The organism is Streptomyces sp. NPDC002911, assembly GCF_053591835.1.
This window is the reverse complement of sequence record NZ_JBSFUO010000005.1, coordinates 186,611-203,746: the sequence shown is the minus strand read 5'-3', so window position 1 is coordinate 203,746 and position 17,136 is coordinate 186,611. Positions and strand designations below refer to the sequence as shown.

Sequence of the window (17,136 nt, the reverse complement as noted above, 5' to 3'; positions counted from 1 at the left end):
GAGCACCCCGACCGTGCGTGGAGGGAGTTCACCGACCTGAACGAGACGGGCGGGGCCCGTAACCTTCCGGAACCGGACGGAACGGGCCGCAGGCGTAGCATCATCCCTGCCGCATTTCCGCGCGAGGTCGATGTCGGATTTCCGCCAGCCGTCCGGCCCCTTCGTCCCCGATGCTTGGACCATGCACACCGACACCGAGCGCTGCGTGCGGGCCGTAGGGTCGAAGGACGCCCGCTTCGACGGCTGGTTCTTCACCGCGGTCCTCACCACCCGGATCTACTGCCGTCCCAGCTGTCCGGTCGTGGCGCCGAAAGCCCGGAACATGACCTTCTACCCCAGCGCGGCCGCATGCCGGCAGGCCGGATTCCGTGCCTGCAAGCGGTGCCGGCCCGACACCAGCCCCGGCTCCCCGGAGTGGAACGCCCGCGCCGACTCCGTCGCCCGGGCCATGCGCCTCATCCAGGACGGGGTCGTCGACCGGGAAGGCGTACCGGGACTCGCCGCCCGGCTCGGATACTCTGCCCGGCAGGTCGAGCGCCAGCTCCTCGCCGAGCTCGGGGCGGGGCCGCTCGCGCTGGCCAGATCGCAGCGCGCCCAGACCGCCAGGGTGCTGATCGAGACGACCGGTATCCCCATGGCCGAGGTCGCGTTCGCGGCCGGGTTCTCGTCGATCCGTACGTTCAACGACACCGTGCGGGAGGTCTTCGCGCTCGCCCCGGGTGAGCTGCGAACCCGCGCGGCACGAGGGCGCCGCACGCCGGGGACGTCCGGGGTCATCACCCTGCGGCTGCCGTACCGCGCCCCCCTGAACCCAAGCAACCTCTTCGGGCACCTCGCCGCCACCGCCGTCCCCGGCGTCGAGGAATGGCGCGACGGCGCCTACCGCCGCACGCTCACCCTCCCGCACGGGCACGGCATCGTGGCACTGTCCCCGCGGTCCGGTCACATCGACTGCCGGCTCTTCCTCACCGACCCCCGCGACCTCACCCAGGCCATCAACCGCTGCCGCAGACTCCTCGACCTGGACGCCGACCCCGTCGCCGTGGACGAACAGCTGCGCTCGGATCCGCTGCTCGCCCCGCTGGTCGAAGCGGGTCCGGGGCGCCGGGTACCGCGTACGGTCGACGCGGCGGAGTTCGCCGTACGCGCCGTGCTCGGCCAGCAGGTCTCCACGGCCGCCGCCCGCACCCACGCGGCGCGTCTGGTCGGCGCCCACGGCATTCCCGTGGAGGACCCGGAAGGCGGCCTGACCCATCTCTTTCCGACCTCCGACGCACTGGCCGGCCTCGACCCCGAGGCGCTGGCCCTGCCGCGCAGCCGCCGTGCCACGCTGACCACCCTCGTGGCCGCCCTCGCCGACGGGTCCCTGAGCCTGGGAGAGGGCACCGACTGGGAAAAAGCCCGCGCGGAACTGGGCGCGCTGCCGGGCTTCGGCCCCTGGACGGTCGAGGTCATCGCCATGCGGGCCCTCGGGGACCCCGACGCCTTCCTCCCCAGCGACCTCGGCATCCGCAGAGCGGCCGGACACCTCGGCCTGCCGGCCACCCCCGCCGCCCTCACCGCACGCGCCTCGCGGTGGCGCCCCTGGCGTGCCTATGCCGTGCAGTATCTGTGGACCGTCGACGACCACCCGATCAACCATCTTCCCGTCTGAAGGCACGAGGACGAACTGTGACCACCACACCCACGGTGACCAGGCAGCACACGGTCATCGACAGCCCGTACGGGGCGCTCACCCTGGTAGCGACCGACGGAGTGCTGTCCGGTCTCTACATGACCGGGCAGCGGCACCGACCGCCCGAGGACACCTTCGGCGTGCCGGACCCTCGTCCCTTCGGTGAGACCGCCCGCCAGCTGGACGCGTACTTCGCGGGCGAGCTGACGGAATTCGACCTCCCGCTGCGTCTGCACGGCACCGTCTTCCAGCGCGGGGTCTGGGCCGAGCTCGTACGCATCCCGTACGGCGAGACCCGCTCCTACGGAGAACTGGCAGACCGCCTCGGCAAGCCCGGTGCCTCCCGCGCGGTGGGCCTCGCCAACGGCAGGAACCCGGTCGGGATCATCGTGCCCTGCCACCGTGTCATCGGAGCCTCGGGGAGCCTGACGGGGTACGGCGGCGGGCTGGACCGCAAGCAGCGACTGCTGGCCTTCGAACGGGGAACGGAGAGCGAGGTACCTGCCCTGTTCCGCGTCTGAGCGCGGGCGGGGGTGTGGGGATCACCCGGCCCCCACACCCTGGCCCCGGCCGTGCTCTCAGCCCGTGAAGATCTCGACGACCGACCAGATCGCCAGGGCGAGCATGCACAGACCGCCGATGCGCTGCACCGTCTTCAGCGGCACCCGCTTGGCGATGAACCGCCCCGCCAGCAACGCCAGCGCGGACACCGACATGAGGGCGGCGGCCGCCCCGATGGCAGTGGACCAGGCGCCGCTGCTCGCGGCGAGGTTGGCGGTGGTGATCTGGGTCAGATCGCCCCACTCGCTGATGAACACCGCCATGAAGGCGGTGGAATATACCGGCCAGAAGCCGGTGACCGTCTTGATCTCCGCGTCCTCGTCGTCGTCACCGCCACCGCTGCGCAGCAGCATGAACGCGCCGAAGGCGAAGAGGGCTGCCGAGACCAGCTTGACGGTCCAGTCGGGAAGCAGGCCGATCAGCCCGCCCGCCCCGACCGCGATGGCGACGTGCACGATGAACGCGGACGACGTACCGAACCAGACATAGAGCGGGCGCATGCGTGTGCCCATGGCCAGCGAGGCGAACATCGTCTTGTCGGGGAGCTCCGCGAGGAAGATCAGCCCGAAGGCGGTGAGGATCGCCAGGGGGTCGAGATGCATTCCGGGTGGCTTTCTGTGAGAGCCGGGCCCCGGGCCTTCCGCGAAGTGCCACTCGGGCTTTTTCGGAGGACCACTCGGCCCGGCATGAGCGCAGCGCCCGCAGGGCGCGGGCGTGTCATACCTGACCGAAGGTCTCGCCCGCCCGTAAGGATCTACGAGCCCGGCCACCGGGAACCCGAAGGCTCCAGTGTGTCGACGACCGGTTTGCGGGGCTACTCCCCTTCGCAGCCGCCAACGATACCCCACCGGACCTGCGAGGGAGCGGCTCGGTACAGTCCTACGGTGATCAGCTACGCCGCGCCCGGAATTGGACCCGCATGAGCCGCCGACCGCGCAAGGCCGCTGGTGCCGGCCCGTCCCGGCCCACGGTGAGCGTCTGCCGGGGCTGCTGCTGCGGCACCCCGAAGATCCCGGGCGTGGACCACGCCGGGCAGCTCGCGCAGCTGCGGCAGTCCCTCGACGGGGCCGCCACCGTCCGGGCGGTGGAGTGCCTGGACGCCTGCGAGCACGGCAACGTCATCGTCGTACAGCCCTCGGCCGAGGGCCGTCGCGCGGGCGGCCGCCCCGTCTGGCTCGGGCTGGTCAACGACCCGCACGCCGTCGCCGACATCGCCGCCTGGGCGGCGGAGGGCGGACCAGGCCTGGCGGACGCGCCGGAGATCCTGGACCTGTACGCGTTCAGCCCCTCCCGCCGGATTCGCGCAGGACTGGACGGCGAGGGGTCGTGAAGGCCCGGACACGCGACAGGAGCAGAGCTATGAACCGACGTACCCGCCTGGCACTCGTGCTGGCACTGGGCGGACTGCTGAGCGGATGCGGGTCTGCTCCGGCGCCCACGCACTCTCCCCCGGCCGCAGAAGAAGCGTTCTGGCAGGCCGAGTTCGACGGATCGGCGGCCGCCCGCCCGTCGGAAGAATTCTGGACCACCGAAACCGGGAACCGGGACGCCGAGGGGTGGGGCAACAACGAGCTGCAGTACTACACGGACGACGCGGCCAACTCCGCTCTCGACGGTGCGGGTCACCTCGTGATCTCGGCGCGGCCGGCCCCGGCGGAGTCCGAGCTGCCCTGCTACACGCAGGATTTCTGCACCTGGACGTCGGCCCGCCTGACCACCGAGGGGAAGGTCGCGCTCACCCACGGACGGGTGGAGGTCCGCGCGAAGATGCCCACGGGCACGGGACTGCTGCCGGCGATCTGGATGCTGGGCGACAACGGAGTCGAATGGCCTGGACAGGGTGAGATCGACATCAGCGAGGTGGTCGGCGGAGAACCGCGAACGGTGTACGGCACCGTGCACGGGCCGACCTACTTCAACGAGAACGGTATCGACGGTTCCACCACCCTTGCGGCCGACGCGTCGCAGGCGTTCCACACCTACGCCGTCGACAAGCAACCGCACCGCATCACCTGGTCCGTCGACGGAAAGCCCTACTTCACGTTGACTCCGTCGAAGCTGCCCGCGCCACGCGACTGGGTCTTCGAACAGGACATGCACCTGTTGCTCAACGTCGCCGTCGGAGGCGACTGGCCAGGCCCGCCCGATGCCTCGACGCCGTCCCCCGCGAGCATGACGGTCGACTACGTGCGCTTCTACGGGACGGGCCGCGCCTGAGGATCCGCGAGACTCCTCAGAACGTGTCCGCGGCCAGCCGCTCCAGCAGCGCGGGCAGCGCCGTCCCGATGGGTTCGCGGGCGGTCTCCTCGGCCAGTGCTGCCCGCCTCCTACGCCGATTCCGCCGCGACTCGGGACGCGATCGGACGTCGCGCGACGGGTCGCCGAGGAACTGATTGCGCCCAGGCTCGGAGCCGGCGTCCGGCACGCACGTTCCCGCCTCATGCGGCCTCAAGTGCCCCCTGGTGCCGCAGACTTGTTTGTACGTTGAGAAGGGGTCCGACCGGCGTGGACAAGCAGGATCGAGGCTGCATGGAAACGGCACAGCCCGCTCGCCGGCGCAGACTGGCCCTGCTCGCGGCCCTGATGCTGGCCGCGTTCACGTTCAACACCACGGAGAACCTCCCGATCGGGCTGCTCGAGGTCATCTCGGTCGACCTCCAGGTGTCCCTCTCGGCGGTGGGCTATCTGGTCACCGCCTATGGACTGACCGTCGCCGTGGCCTCCCTGCCGATCGCACACGTCACGCGGTCCGTGCCGCGCCGTCATGTGCTCACCGTGCTCCTGGCCGCGCTCGTCCTGTCCAGTCTGGTTTCGGCGCTGGGCGCCGGCTACTGGCTGCTCATGGCCGCCCGGCTGGTGACCGCGCTCGCCCAGGCGCTGTTCTGGGCGGTGATGGGGCCGTTGGCGGTCGGGCTGTTCTCGCCGGACGTCCGGGGACGGGTGATCGGGGTGCTGTCAGTGGCCGGTTCGCTGGCCCTGGTACTCGGCGTCCCCGCCGGTACGTGGCTGGGCCAGCAGAGCGCGTGGCAGGTCCCTCTCGTCGTGCTGGCCGGGCTGGGGCTGGTCTCCCTCGTGACGATCGCTGCCCTGCTCCCGACATCGCCTCCGGGGGAGGGACACGCCGCCCACGGCTCGGCACCCGACAAGCGCCGGTTCGGGATCGTGCTGGTGACCACCGTGCTGTCCGTCACGGGCGCGTTCGCGGGTTATACGTACATCGTGAAGTTTCTGGGTGACGTGAGTGGTTTCTCCGACACCTCGGCCGGCGCCTTGCTGATGGTCTCCGGCGTCGCGGGCGTGCTCGGTGTGACGATCGCCGGACCGCTCCTGGACCGCTTCCCGCGCGGAACGCTGGTCGTCCCGGTGGCCACCCAGGCGGTCGGCATGCTGGGCCTGTACGCGGCCGGGACCGTCCAGGCCGCCGCGGTCGCGTGCCTGGCGCTGCTGGGAGGCTCGCTCGGCCCGGTGTTCATGGCTACGCAGAACCAGATGCTCCGTGTCGCTCCCGGCCGCACCGAGATCGCGCTGGCGGCCAACTCCGGTGCCTACAACGCCGGGATCGCGGCAGGGGCGCTGCTCGGCGGCATGATCCTGTCCGGGTCGGACGTGCGGGCCACGTTCCTCGTGGGCGGTCTGCTGACCCTCGCGGCGTCCGGGGCGCTGCTCACCGAGAGGATGTCGCCGTCCGTGGAACAGGGCCCTCCGGCCGAAACCGGCCGGAGGGCGGACAGCCATGGGCAGACCGGGGGCGGTCCGGATAAGGTCGGGGCGGCGCGACTGCCTGTTCGAAAGCAAAGGGATACAAGGTGACGGACGGAGCAGTGATGGAGACCCCCCACGTGCTCGTGGCGGCGGACAAGTTCAAGGGCTCCCTGACGGCCGTACAGGTCGCGGAGCGTGTGACGGCCGGGCTGCGGCGTGTCGTCCCCGGGCTGCGGGTGGAGATCCTGCCCGTCGCGGACGGCGGTGACGGTACGGTCGCGGCGGCGGTGGCCGCCGGATTCGTACGACGCGAGGCACGGGTGACCGGGCCGCTGGGCACCCCGGTCACCGCCGGGTACGCGGTGCGTGACGACACCGCCGTCGTGGAGATGGCCGAGGCCTCGGGCCTCCAGCACCTGCCCGCAGGGGAGTTCGCCCCGCTCACGGCGACCACGTACGGCTCCGGGGAACTGCTGGCGGCAGCGCTCGACGCGGGCGCTCGGACGATCGTGTTCGGCGTAGGCGGGAGTGCCACGACGGACGGCGGGGCGGGCATGCTCGCCGCGCTCGGGGCGCGTTTCCTGGACGGCGACGGCAAGCCCGTCGGTCCCGGCGGCGGAGCACTCGCCGAGTTGGCCGAGGCCGACCTGTCCGGGCTCGACCCCCGCCTCGCGGACATCGACCTGATCCTGGCCAGCGATGTGGACAACCCGCTGACCGGCCCGAAGGGCGCCCCGGAGATCTACGGACGGCAGAAGGGCGCCACCGAGGACGACGTCGCGGTCCTCGACGCGGCGCTCGTCCACTACGCGTCGGTGCTGGGACCCGAGACCGCCGCGCTGCCCGGAGCGGGCGCCGCCGGAGGCATCGGGTACGGCGCACTGGTCGCGCTGGGAGCACGCTTCCGGCCCGGCATCGAGGTCATGCTCGACGTCCTGGGCTTTGCCCCGGCGCTCGCCAAGGCCACGCTCGTCGTCACCGGCGAGGGCTCGCTCGACGAGCAGACCCTGCACGGCAAGGCCCCTGCGGGTGTCGCGGCCGCGGCGCGTGCCGCGGGTGTGGAGGCCGTCGCCGTATGCGGACGCCTCGCCCTGTCGCCGGAAGCACTGGGCCGGGCGGGCATCCGGCGTGCCTACGCCCTGACGGACCTGGAACCCGACCCGGCCATCTGCATGGCCCAGGCCGGCCCGCTGCTGGAACGCGCGGCCGAGGCGATCGCCCGCGACCTGCTGTCCTGACGCACGGCCTTGAGGGGGTGCCCGCCCGGCATCCCCTCACGGCTGCGGCGCCGTCAGTCTGAACGCGTCCAGCGCCAGCATCATCTCGATCAGTTCGCGCGGCCGTGACAGTGACCGCGAGGTCAGCCGCTCCATCCTCCGCAAACGGTTGAGCACGGTGTTGCGGTGGCAGTACAACCGCCCCGCCGCCCGACCCGCGGACCCGCCGCACTCCAGCCACGCCTCGAGCGTCCGGACCAGCAGCGCCCGGTCCGCCGGGTCCAGCGCCAGCAGCGGGCCGAAGACATCCGCGACCAGCCGGGCCGACAGCTCCGGCTGGCTCACCAGCAGCGCCGCCGGCAGCCGATCCTCCAGCCGGACGATCTCCCTCGTGCCCGGCGGACAGGTCAGCAACGCCACCTCGGCCAGCCGGCGCGCGGCCCCCAGTCCCCCCAGGCCGTCGGCCACCGGGCCGATTCCGCCGGCGCCCGGGCACCACCGCTCCAGCAGCGCGGCGAGCGCCGCCGGGTCCCGGTCACCCAGGGCGACGACGAGGATCTCCCGGTCCGCCCGTTCCCGCCGGAAGAACCGGAGCCCGTCCGCCTCCATCGCCACGCCCGCCGGCCCGCCTCCGCCGTTCCGGAGCACGGCCACCGCGTAGCGGCCCTGCTCCGGCAGATTCAGACCGCTCGCCGTGCGCGCCGCGAGGCCCGGCTCCGACCGGCCCTCCAGCAGGGCGTCGAGCAGCGCCCGGCCCCGCTCGTCACTGCGCCGCCGCATCTCTTCGCTCCGTTCCGCAGCCGAGCCGCTCATGGCTGATGAGAATGCCACCGGCCGTGCCGGGGGACCACGGGGCTTCGCCTCCCTCTGTGCACCCGCACAACCGCGCCGTTCGAAGACTGGTCACCCGCAGCGATTGCGCCGGGGGCCGTGGACGTGCGCCGCGCCCGCTGCTGGTCTGTGGCACCACGACGACCAGTCGGAAGGAGGAGGACGCATGGCAACGCTCGAGATCCGCGAACTGTCCGTGGGCTACGGCCCGGTACGGGCACTGCGCGACGTCTCCGTCGACGTGCCCGCCGGCGCGATCACCGCTGTGCTCGGTGGCAACGGCGCCGGCAAGACCACGCTGCTGCGGGCCGTATCGCGGACCCTCGGCTTCCACCGCGGCACGCACACGGGCACCATCCGCTTCGACGGCCGTCCTCTGGACGGGCTCCGCCCCGCCCAGGTGGTGGCGGCGGGAGTGATTCAGGTACCGGAAGGCCGACAGGTGTTCGCGCGGATGACGGTGGCGGACAATCTGCGGGCGGGCGCACTCGGGGCACGCGGCGGGCGCAAAGCAGCGGCCGCCGCCCTCCACCGCGTACACGAGCTGTTCCCGGTGCTCGCCGAACGCGCGCACCAGCGGGCCGGTCTGCTGTCCGGCGGAGAGCAGCAGATGCTGGCCATGGGCCGGGCCCTGATGGCCGGACCCCGCCTGCTGCTGCTGGACGAGCCGTCCCTCGGCCTCGCCCCGCTGATGGCGGCGAAGATCGCCGAGACGATCCAGGAGATCAACGCGAGCGGCACCTCCGTCATGCTCGTCGAGCAGAACGCGGCCATCGCGCTGCGGCTCGGCTCCACGGCGTACGTCCTGGACGTCGGCGAGGTCGCACTCGACGGCCCGGCCGACGAGCTCGCAGCCTCCGACGAGGTACGCCGCCGCTACCTCGGCGTCGTCGACGAGACGGCCGCCGAGGACGCGGCCCGGGCGGAAGGCGTCCCCCGCGCCCTGAGCAGGTGGTCCGCGTGACGACAGCCCCGGCCCCTCTCGCCGTACGCGACGTGACCGTACGCTTCGCCGGGCTCACCGCCCTCGACGCGGTGTCCTTCACCGTCGAGCCGGGCAGCGTGCACGCCGTCATCGGACCCAACGGCGCAGGCAAGTCCACCACCTTCAACGTGCTCTCCGGCGTGTACCGCGCCACCTCGGGCAGCGTGCACCTGGGTGACACCGAACTCACCGGCCTCGCCCCGCACAAGATCGCCGACCTCGGCGTCGCCCGCACCTTCCAGAACCTGGCCCTGCCGCCGCACGCCACCGTCACCGAAAGCCTCATGCTCGGCCGGCACCGGCTCACCCGCGCCGGCTTCGTGGCCTCTGGACTGAGGCTGCCCTCCGCGACCCGGGAGGCCCATCGGCATCTCGAACGGGTGCGTGAGATCGCGGGGTTCATCGGCCTGGAGAAGGAACTCGGCTTCCCCGCCGGGGCCCTCCCGTACGGGAAGCAGAAGCTCGTCGAGCTCGGCCGCGCCCTGTGTATGGAGCCCCGAGTACTGCTCCTGGACGAGCCCATCGCGGGCATGACCGCCGAGGAGCGCCGCCGCACCGCGGCCGTGGTCGCCGGCGTGCGCGACAGCCTCGGCATCTCGATCGTCATGGTCGAACACGACATGGGGGTGGTGATGCGGCTCGCGGACGCCGTGACCGTACTCGACTTCGGACGCCGGATCGCGGGCGGCACGCCCGCCGAGGTCCAGAACGACCCGGCCGTCGTGCGGGCCTACCTGGGGGCGCAGGAATGACCACCTTCATCGAGCTCCTCCTCGGCGGCCTGTCCATCGGCTCGGTCTACGCACTGATCGCGCTGGGCTTCGTCGTCATCTTCAAGGCGACCGAAGTCGTCAACTTCGCCCACGCCTCGCTGCTCCTGGCGGGCGGCTACGTCACCGCCGTGCTCCACGACGACATCGGCTTCTGGCCGGCGCTCGGCGTCGGGATCGCGGGCGCGGCGGTCGTCGGTTCGGCGGTCGAGTTCTTCGTGATGCGCCGCTACCGGGGGAGCGACCAGAGCGTTCTGGCCATCGTCACCATCGGCGTCGACATTCTCCTCACCACCGAACTCACCCGGCGGATGGGGACGGACGTCATGTCGCTGGGCGACCCGTGGGGCGACGACGTCGTCACCATCGGGGGCGTCACCCTCGCCGAGACCCGCATCGCGGCATTCCTGGTCGCGGGGCTGCTCATCACGGTGTTCCTGCTCGCCTTCCGCTTCACCTCGTGGGGCGTCTCCATGCGGGCCGCGGCCGAGAACCCGCAGACCGCCGCGCTGATGGGCATCCGGCTCGGCCGGGTCTCCCTCTCCGCCTGGGCGGTCGCCGGCGCACTCGCCGCCGTCGCCGCGCTCTTCCTCACGGTGTTCCCGACCCCCGGCCTGGAACGGGCCACCTCACTCGCCGCGCTCAAGGCGTTCCCCGCCGCGATACTCGGCGGCCTCGACTCCACGACCGGGGCACTCGTCGGAGGGCTCGTCGTCGGAGTCACCGAGTCGCTCGCCACGGGCTACCAGAGCGACCTCTCCTTCCTCGGACGAGGCATCGGTGATCTCGCGCCGTACCTGGTGATGGTGGTCGTCCTGCTCGTCCGGCCGGCGGGACTCTTCGGTACGAAGGAGCTGTCCCGTGTCTGAAGCCTCCAAGGACGCCACCAAGGACGCCGCCGGGGCCGCACCCGCTGCCGCCGCCGGACCGTCGTTCGCGGGGCGGCTGCGCCGCCCCGCCCCCAGTCTCTGGCTCGCAGGCTCCGTCCTGCTCCTGCTGCTCCCGTTCTACCTGGACCGCTTCTGGCTCCAGGCGGGACTGTTCGCCATGGCCGCCGCGATCGGGGCGATCGGGCTCAACCTGCTCACCGGCTCCACCGGCCAGCTCTCCATGGGGCACGCCTTCTTCCTCGCGGTGGGCGCGTACGGCTACTGCGTCCTGGCGGGGGAGAGCAGCACCGAGAACGGGCACACCCTCACCGGCCTCGGCCTGCCCACCTGGCTCGCGGCCATCCTGGCCGTGCTCCTGGCGGGCGCCGCGGGCGGACTCTTCAGCCCGATCGCGGGGCGGCTGAGCGGCGCCTACCTCGGTATCGCCACGCTCGCGCTGATCTTCATCGGCCAGCACGTGCTGTTCAACGCGGGCTCGCTCACCGGCGGTTTCAACGGCCGTCCGGTGCCGCCCCTCTCACTCTTCGGGTTCACCTTCGACGACACCGAGGTGCTCGTCGCCGCAGTGCCCTTCCAGTCCTCCGAAAAGCTCTGGTACCTCGGACTGGCCGTGCTCCTGGCCGGCGGGCTCTTCGCACGCGGCGTGCTGCGTGGCAGGCCCGGCAGGGCGCTCAACGCCATCCGGGACCACCGGATCGCCGCAGGCGTCATGGGGGTGCCGGTGGCCGGATACCGGGCCGGTGTCTTCGTCCTGTCCTCGATGTACGCGGGCCTCGCGGGCGTCCTGCTCGCGCTGGTCTTCCAGCGGACCGTGCCCGAGTACTTCGGCATGATCCTTTCCCTCGAATACCTCGCCATGATCGTCATCGGCGGGCTGGGCAGCGTCGCGGGAGCCGTCATGGGCGCCGCCTTCGTGTCGCTGCTCCCGCAGGTGCTCACCCACTACAGCGACTCCCTCCCGTTGGTGTCCGCCCCTGGTACGGGCGGCATCGCACCGGGCGAGGCGTCCCGCTATCTGTACGGCGCCGCGGTCGTCGCGGTCGTCCTGTTCCTGCCCGGCGGCATTGCGCGACTGAAGACTCCAGGGGAGAAGAAGAAATGAAGCTACGCGTTGTAGGAGCCGTTGCCGCGGCTCTCACCCTCACCCTCGCGGGATGCAGCGAGAAGGCGAAGTCGTCCGACGGCGGCGCCGCTGACAAGAACGGCGTGAAGACCGGGGAGGGTGTCACCGACTCGAAGATCACCCTAGGCGCCCTGACCGACATGACCGGGGTGTACGCCTCGCTGGGCAAGAGCGTCACCCAGGCCCAGCAGCTGTGGGTGGAGGAGACGAACAAGGCCGGCGGCATCTGCGACCGGCAGATCGAACTGACCGTCCGTGACCACGGATACGACCCGCAGAAGGCGATCGGCGCCTACACCGAGCTCGAACCGGACGTGCTGGGCTTCACCCAGTTCATCGGCTCCCCGTTCGTCTCCGCAGTCGAGTCGCGCATCGACGGACAGGACAAGGGGATCGTCCTGCCCCAGGCGTGGTCGGCGAACCTCGTCGGGTCCAAGTACGTCCGCGTCATCGGCGCCACCTACGACGTCGAGACGATCAACCTGATCGACTTTTTGCTCGACGGGAAGCGCATCGCCGAGGGCGACAAGATCGGCCATGTGTACTTCGAGGGCGACTACGGCGAGAACGCCCTGGCCGGCTCGAAGCACGCGGCTCAGGAGGCGGGCCTCACCGTCGTCGAGCAGAAGATCAAGCCGACCGACAACGACATGACCGCCCAGGTCTCCGCGCTCAAGCAGGCAGGCGTGAAGGCGGTCATCGTCAGCGCGGGTCCGCGCCAGGCGGCCTCCCTGGTCGGTGTCGCCGCGGCCACCGGCTTCGATGTCCCGGTCGTCGGCAACAACTCCGCGTACGCCCCGCAGCTCCTGGCGACCCAGGCGGGCGCGGCCCTGCAGAAGGACTACTACGTCGGCGCCTCCACGCTGCCCATCGGTGACGCGGCAGCAGGCCCGGCGAAGCTTTCCAGAGCCTACGGGGCCAAGTACCCGAAGGACGGCCTCGACAACGGCGTCATCGCCGGATACAACGCGGCGTCCGTCTTCGGCGAGGCGCTGAAGACGGCCTGCGAGTCGAAGGACCTCACCCGTGAGGGCGTCGACAAGGCCCTGCTCACCATCAAGGACTTCGGCGCCGACTTCGGGATCTCGCACGACTTCACCGACCCGTCGGCACCGTCCACCCGGCAGACCGTCGTCATGAAACCGGACGCCGAGACACCTGGCGGCCTCAAGGTGGTCCGCCCGGCCGAGGTTGCCCCGGCCGCCGAGTCCTTCACGCTCGAGCCCTGACACCTGACGCTCCGTGGAACGGGTCCGGCCGACCGGCCGGACCCGTTCCCCTGCTCCGGCTCGGCATGTCCCCATGCGGCTTCAAGAACTGAAGATGGTCATGCCCATTGACAGCGCATCCGCCTCGCTGGCTTCATGTGAACAACGGATGGGAGCGCTCCCATGATCCTCTGCCTGCCTTACACCATGAAAGGCGACGACGGATGAAGTCACCGACGAGAAAGCCGCCGGGTGCAGCGCTCGCCGCTCCTGAACGTCCTGGGGTGCCGATGAAACCCCACCGCCTCGGCGCCCCAGGGCTCTCCACACCCCCACCCGCGGAGAACACCGTGCCGACCGCCGTCAGCCCTCCGGCCTCGAGGCGTTGATGAGGAGCAGCGCGATGTCGTCGGTGCCGGGCGTGGACTGTTCCGCGTACCGCACGAGCGTGTCGGCGACGGACTCCATGTCCTGGTCCAGGGCAAGGGCGTAGTGCGCGGCCAGCTCCGCGGTGGCGTCCTCGAAGTCCACGCCCGGCGCCTCCACGAGTCCGTCGGTGTACAGGGCGAGCCCCGCGCCGGGAGGCAGGGCGATCTCCGCCGTCGGGTAACGGGACGTGGGGTCGATGCCGAGCAGGAGGCCCGGCGGCAGGTCGAGGACCTCGGTCTGTCCGTCAGGCTGCCGCATCAGCGGTGCGGGATGGCCCGCGGTGGCCAGGCGCGCGCGGTGCCTCGCGAGGTCGAGGTGCACGTAGAGACAGCTGGTGAACAGGCCGGGGTCGAGATCGGTCAGCAGACGGTTGGTACGTGCGAGGACCTCGTCGGGGGGCGCGCCGGCGGAGGCGTGCACGGCGGTGCGGACCTGTCCCATGAGCGCGGCGGCGTTCTCGTTGTGGCCCTGTACGTCGCCGATGGCCGCCGCGGCCGTGGTGTCGTCCAGCCGGATCAGGTCGTAGAAGTCCCCGCCGACGCCCATGCCCCGGGTCGACGGGAGATAGCGGGCCGCGACGTCCAGACCGGGGATCCGGGGCAGGGTGTGAGGCAGGAGGTGGGCCTGCAGGCTGTGCGCGAGCCGGTTCTTGGTGTCGTAGAGGCGGGCGCGGTCCAGCGCCTGGGCGAGCAGCCCCGCGATCGAGGTGAGCAGAGTGCGTTCCCCGGTCTCGAAGGGGTGCGGCCAGTCGTAGGCGAGGACCAGCGAGCCGACCGGACGCCCGGAAACGATCAGCGGGAGGAAGGCGCAGGCGGCGACGGCGTTGCGGAGGCGCGCCGACGGGTACGCCCGCTGCAGCTCGGTGAGAGTGGGGTAGAAAGCGGGAATGCCCGTCATCAGCACGTGCGCGGCGGGCGTGGGCGAGGTCAGGGGCGCACCGTCGAAGCGATCCATGAGTGCGGGACGGCTGCCCCGTCGGCCCTCGACCCGCAGCCGCCCCTCCGCCGACGTCATGATGATCAGGGTCTGGATCCGGAAGGCGGGCATCACCTGGTCTGCGGCCAGCTCGATCACATCCTGCGTGCCCACAGCTTCCGTGAGTGTCGCCGCCAGATGCATCAGGTGGTACAGCGCGGTGGCCCGGCTGGGAACGGTCGTCGTCGGCGGCAGCGTCGGGGCCGGGACCTCCGTGGGGCCGGGCTCCGAGGTGGGCAGGATCCGGACGCTGATCCCGGTGGCGTTCGGGAACAGGTGGAAAACCAGCCACTGGTCCGGCGGCCGCAGCACGGCGAAGCTCGTCTGCTGCCGGCTGATGACGGCGGCCCGGTAGTGATCTTCGACGGCGGGGTCACGCAACCAGGGGAGCGACACCCAGGGCAGCATGCCGTACACGTCGTCCGCCCGGGCCCCCAGCAGCTCCGCGGCGGCGTCGTTGAGGTAGGTGACTCTCCCGTCGAGCGAAAGCGTGCAGCTACCGCCGGGCAGCCTCTCGAGGAACGCAGCGGCCGCCGCGGCCTCGCCCGGGTCCGGCTCGCGCGGCTCCGGCGGAGGCAGCACCCGTGGCAGGAATCCCGGAACGACCGGGTAGCCGCCGGCCTCGGCCTGTTGCAGAAGCGTGCCGATGTTGTGGCAGCCTCTCGCGACGGCCTCGCGCTCGGCGGATGTCAGCTCCGGGGAGTGGGACCCCGGCCACAGCAGTACCAGTCCGCCTCGCTGAACCGTGCCGGTACGGATGGGGGCGGCGGCCAGCGCGAACTGGTACGGCAGGACGAGAGCGGCGCGCGGATAGCGGTGTGCCAGCTCCTCCTGGCTGCCGAGCCAGATCAGACAGCCCAGACGCACGGCGTCCGCCACCGGCATCGGCGCGGACAGCGGGACCCGGGTCCACGGGGTGGCCAGCTGGCCCGGCACCCCGGCGAGCACGGCCAGGTGCAGCGGCCGGCCCTTCCCTGGCAGCAGATACAGCAGCGCGACCGACGCGCCGGTCTCGTGCACGAGGTGGGCCACGGCGCCGTCCAGCAGCTCCGTGCCCGAACCTGCGGCGACAGAGGCGGCTGGGTCCTGCACACTCTCCAGCCTCCCCCGTGGCAAGAGGCACCGCACCCGCTGCCGAAGACGGCACGCATGAGAAGAAGCCGGCGAGTGATCACCATCAAGGACCCGGGCACGCGCGAGGGCCCGGATGCCGGGGAGCATCCGGGCCCTCGTCACAGGGTGTCGCGCGGGGTTACGGGAGCTGCGCCGCCCGAGCCTCGCGCCGGTTGTCACGGAAGGTGTTCACCCGCCGTGCCGTGGCGAAGAGCGGGATCACCGCCCCCAGGACGACCTGCAGCGCGCAGCCGGTCTGGAGGAGCAGCTGGCCACCGGGGGCGTCGAACGCCCAGGCGGCGAGGAGCCCCATCGCGGCCACGATCCAGCTGAGCATCGCTACCGCGAGAACGCCTCGCGGCTTCGGGTACTCGACCCGGCTGACCATCAGCCATGCCACTCCGATGATCGCGAGCAGCGTCGGCACGAAGGGCAGCTCGAGCAGCACGATCGAGACGACCGTGAGCGCTCCGAAGGGGCTCGGCATGCCCTGGAACATGCCGTCCTTCAAGGTCACGCACGAGAACCGCGCAAGCCTGAGCACCACCGCCAGCAACACCACGACAGCCGCGAGCGCCGACACCCGCTGGTGTGCGTCGTCCGCGACCATTCCGTACACCAGTACGAAGTAGGCCGGTGCGAGGCCGAAGCTGATCAGGTCGGAGAGGTTGTCCAGCTCCGCGCCCATCGGGGAGGAACGCAGCTTGCGCGCCACGAGCCCGTCGAACAGGTCGAACACGGCGGCCAGGAGCATGAGGATCACCGCGGTGGCCGCGGAGTGCCTGGCCATGCCCGACTCGTCGCTGCCCGTGAGGTGCGGGATGAGGATCCCCGTGGTGGTGAAGTACACCGCCATGAAACCGCAGGTGGCGTTACCGAGGGTGAGCGTGTCCGCTATCGACAGCCGCATCGAGAGCGGCATGTCCTCGGTGTCGTCCTGCTCCTCGGCCTCGGGCACCCAGCTCGCCTGGGTGTCGGGATCAACCACGGTCAATTCGAGTCACCCCCGCGGTGGTGGCCTGGCCGACCTCGACCGCGACCTCGACACCTTCCGGAAGATAGATGTCCACGCGCGAGCCGAAGCGGATCAGACCGATGCGTTCGCCCTGCTCCACCTTCGTGCCCTGCGGGATGTAGGGAACGATCCGACGGGCGACCGCTCCCGCGATCTGCACCATCTCGATGTCGCCGAGCTCGGTGTCGAAGTGCCAGACGACGCGCTCGTTGTTCTCGCTCTCCTTGTTGAACGCCGGGACGAAACCACCCGGGATGTGCTCGACCGAGGTCACGGTGCCGGACAGCGGAGCCCGGTTGACATGAACATTCAGCGGGCTCATGAAGATCGCGACGCGGGTGCGCCCGTCCTTCCACGGCATGATGCTCTGCACCACGCCGTCGGCCGGCGAGATGACGCGGCCCTGGGTGATCTCGCGCTCGGGGTCACGGAAGAACCACAGCATGCCCGCCGCGAGCGCGGTGGTGGGCACGGCCACGGCGGCCCAGCGTCCGGACCGGCGGGCCCGGGCGATGCTGAGTGCCGCGGTGGCGACGGTCGGGAGGAGCCACGGCGAAGCTCCGCGCGCAAGGCGGACCCCGCCGCGTGGTGCAGAGTTCTGACTGTCGGGCATGGATGACCTTCGTAGCGGAGGATGCCGCG

The 17,136-nt window shown here is 71.3% G+C and carries 16 protein-coding genes; 11 read left to right on the top strand and 5 right to left on the bottom strand.

What is annotated here, in order from left to right; translation table 11 throughout:
- Nucleotides 1–181 precede the first annotated feature (181 nt).
- Both ACWD04_RS10845 and ACWD04_RS10840 read left to right on the top strand, forming a co-directional pair.
- Nucleotides 182–1,654: an AlkA N-terminal domain-containing protein gene (locus ACWD04_RS10845; protein ID WP_451130325.1), complete on the top strand. Its 1,473-nt coding sequence runs from the start codon at nucleotides 182–184 to the stop codon at nucleotides 1,652–1,654.
- A 35-nt stretch (nucleotides 1,655–1,689) separates the two neighbouring features.
- Nucleotides 1,690–2,196 (top strand): methylated-DNA--[protein]-cysteine S-methyltransferase, encoded by a 507-nt coding sequence (locus ACWD04_RS10840; protein ID WP_451130555.1) that lies wholly within the window; start codon nucleotides 1,690–1,692, stop codon nucleotides 2,194–2,196.
- A gap of 57 nt (nucleotides 2,197–2,253) precedes the next feature.
- Here the strand turns inward: ACWD04_RS10840 and ACWD04_RS10835 are convergent, their stop codons facing one another.
- On the bottom strand, nucleotides 2,254–2,838 hold the full coding sequence (locus ACWD04_RS10835; RefSeq protein WP_451130323.1) for a TMEM165/GDT1 family protein: 585 nt from the start codon (nucleotides 2,836–2,838) through the stop codon (nucleotides 2,254–2,256).
- 317 nt (nucleotides 2,839–3,155) lie between these two features.
- Between ACWD04_RS10835 and ACWD04_RS10830 the strand changes: the two genes are divergently transcribed.
- The 4 genes from ACWD04_RS10830 to ACWD04_RS10815 all read left to right on the top strand — a co-directional run bounded on the left by ACWD04_RS10830 (nucleotide 3,156) and on the right by ACWD04_RS10815 (nucleotide 7,176).
- Nucleotides 3,156–3,566 carry a (2Fe-2S) ferredoxin domain-containing protein gene (locus ACWD04_RS10830; RefSeq protein WP_451130321.1) on the top strand — a complete coding sequence of 137 codons (411 nt, stop codon included), beginning with the start codon at nucleotides 3,156–3,158 and terminating at the stop codon, nucleotides 3,564–3,566.
- A gap of 29 nt (nucleotides 3,567–3,595) precedes the next feature.
- Complete coding sequence (locus ACWD04_RS10825; RefSeq protein ID WP_451130319.1) at nucleotides 3,596–4,453, top strand: glycoside hydrolase family 16 protein; 858 nt, start codon at nucleotides 3,596–3,598, stop codon at nucleotides 4,451–4,453.
- Between the two features lie 312 nt (nucleotides 4,454–4,765).
- Nucleotides 4,766–6,046 (top strand): MFS transporter, encoded by a 1,281-nt coding sequence (locus tag ACWD04_RS10820; protein WP_451130317.1) that lies wholly within the window; start codon nucleotides 4,766–4,768, stop codon nucleotides 6,044–6,046.
- A gap of 14 nt (nucleotides 6,047–6,060) precedes the next feature.
- Complete coding sequence (locus ACWD04_RS10815) at nucleotides 6,061–7,176, top strand: glycerate kinase (protein WP_451130315.1); 1,116 nt, start codon at nucleotides 6,061–6,063, stop codon at nucleotides 7,174–7,176.
- Nucleotides 7,177–7,212: 36 nt separating this feature from the next.
- Here the strand turns inward: ACWD04_RS10815 and ACWD04_RS10810 are convergent, their stop codons facing one another.
- Nucleotides 7,213–7,968 carry a PucR family transcriptional regulator gene (locus ACWD04_RS10810; protein WP_451130313.1) on the bottom strand — a complete coding sequence of 252 codons (756 nt, stop codon included), beginning with the start codon at nucleotides 7,966–7,968 and terminating at the stop codon, nucleotides 7,213–7,215.
- Between the two features lie 184 nt (nucleotides 7,969–8,152).
- On the opposite strand from ACWD04_RS10810, the gene ACWD04_RS10805 reads away from it, so the two are divergent.
- The 5 genes from ACWD04_RS10805 to ACWD04_RS10785 are packed head-to-tail and all read left to right on the top strand — an operon-like array spanning nucleotide 8,153 to nucleotide 12,983.
- On the top strand, nucleotides 8,153–8,950 hold the full coding sequence (locus ACWD04_RS10805; RefSeq protein WP_451130311.1) for an ABC transporter ATP-binding protein: 798 nt from the start codon (nucleotides 8,153–8,155) through the stop codon (nucleotides 8,948–8,950).
- Nucleotides 8,947–9,723 (top strand): ABC transporter ATP-binding protein, encoded by a 777-nt coding sequence (locus tag ACWD04_RS10800; RefSeq protein WP_451130309.1) that lies wholly within the window; start codon nucleotides 8,947–8,949, stop codon nucleotides 9,721–9,723. The genes ACWD04_RS10805 and ACWD04_RS10800 overlap by 4 nt, the downstream gene beginning before the upstream one ends.
- Nucleotides 9,720–10,610: a branched-chain amino acid ABC transporter permease gene (locus ACWD04_RS10795; protein ID WP_387383679.1), complete on the top strand. Its 891-nt coding sequence runs from the start codon at nucleotides 9,720–9,722 to the stop codon at nucleotides 10,608–10,610. Before ACWD04_RS10800 ends, ACWD04_RS10795 begins: the two co-directional genes overlap by 4 nt.
- Nucleotides 10,603–11,733: a branched-chain amino acid ABC transporter permease gene (locus ACWD04_RS10790; RefSeq protein WP_451130306.1), complete on the top strand. Its 1,131-nt coding sequence runs from the start codon at nucleotides 10,603–10,605 to the stop codon at nucleotides 11,731–11,733. Before ACWD04_RS10795 ends, ACWD04_RS10790 begins: the two co-directional genes overlap by 8 nt.
- Nucleotides 11,730–12,983 (top strand): ABC transporter substrate-binding protein, encoded by a 1,254-nt coding sequence (locus tag ACWD04_RS10785; protein ID WP_451130304.1) that lies wholly within the window; start codon nucleotides 11,730–11,732, stop codon nucleotides 12,981–12,983. The genes ACWD04_RS10790 and ACWD04_RS10785 overlap by 4 nt, the downstream gene beginning before the upstream one ends.
- A 342-nt stretch (nucleotides 12,984–13,325) precedes the next feature.
- On the opposite strand, the gene ACWD04_RS10780 is transcribed toward ACWD04_RS10785, so the two are convergent.
- From ACWD04_RS10780 to ACWD04_RS10770, 3 genes are all read right to left on the bottom strand, one after another.
- Nucleotides 13,326–15,458, bottom strand: a complete 2,133-nt coding sequence (locus ACWD04_RS10780; protein WP_451130302.1) for a SpoIIE family protein phosphatase — start codon at nucleotides 15,456–15,458, stop codon at nucleotides 13,326–13,328.
- 160 nt (nucleotides 15,459–15,618) lie between these two features.
- A complete protein-coding gene (gene pssA, locus ACWD04_RS10775; RefSeq protein ID WP_451130553.1) occupies nucleotides 15,619–16,437 on the bottom strand; it encodes a CDP-diacylglycerol--serine O-phosphatidyltransferase in 819 nt (272 codons plus the stop codon).
- 22 nt (nucleotides 16,438–16,459) lie between these two features.
- Nucleotides 16,460–17,107, bottom strand: coding sequence for a phosphatidylserine decarboxylase (locus ACWD04_RS10770; RefSeq protein ID WP_451130300.1), 648 nt, complete (start codon nucleotides 17,105–17,107; stop codon nucleotides 16,460–16,462).
- Nucleotides 17,108–17,136 lie beyond the last annotated feature (29 nt).

What these genes read in the sequence shown, in the direction of transcription:
- ACWD04_RS10805 (WP_451130311.1), top strand. Translation starts at nt 8,153, where the DNA reads ATGGCAACGCTCGAGATCCGCGAACTGTCCGTGGGCTACGGCCCGGTA.
- ACWD04_RS10825 (WP_451130319.1), top strand. Translation starts at nt 3,596, where the DNA reads ATGAACCGACGTACCCGCCTGGCACTCGTGCTGGCACTGGGCGGACTG.
- ACWD04_RS10810 (WP_451130313.1), bottom strand. Translation starts at nt 7,968, where the DNA reads ATGAGCGGCTCGGCTGCGGAACGGAGCGAAGAGATGCGGCGGCGCAGT.
- ACWD04_RS10835 (WP_451130323.1), bottom strand. Translation starts at nt 2,838, where the DNA reads ATGCATCTCGACCCCCTGGCGATCCTCACCGCCTTCGGGCTGATCTTC.
- ACWD04_RS10815 (WP_451130315.1), top strand. Translation starts at nt 6,061, where the DNA reads ATGGAGACCCCCCACGTGCTCGTGGCGGCGGACAAGTTCAAGGGCTCC.
- ACWD04_RS10785 (WP_451130304.1), top strand. Translation starts at nt 11,730, where the DNA reads ATGAAGCTACGCGTTGTAGGAGCCGTTGCCGCGGCTCTCACCCTCACC.
- ACWD04_RS10845 (WP_451130325.1), top strand. Translation starts at nt 182, where the DNA reads ATGCACACCGACACCGAGCGCTGCGTGCGGGCCGTAGGGTCGAAGGAC.
- ACWD04_RS10770 (WP_451130300.1), bottom strand. Translation starts at nt 17,107, where the DNA reads ATGCCCGACAGTCAGAACTCTGCACCACGCGGCGGGGTCCGCCTTGCG.
- ACWD04_RS10820 (WP_451130317.1), top strand. Translation starts at nt 4,766, where the DNA reads ATGGAAACGGCACAGCCCGCTCGCCGGCGCAGACTGGCCCTGCTCGCG.
- ACWD04_RS10795 (WP_387383679.1), top strand. Translation starts at nt 9,720, where the DNA reads ATGACCACCTTCATCGAGCTCCTCCTCGGCGGCCTGTCCATCGGCTCG.
- ACWD04_RS10830 (WP_451130321.1), top strand. Translation starts at nt 3,156, where the DNA reads ATGAGCCGCCGACCGCGCAAGGCCGCTGGTGCCGGCCCGTCCCGGCCC.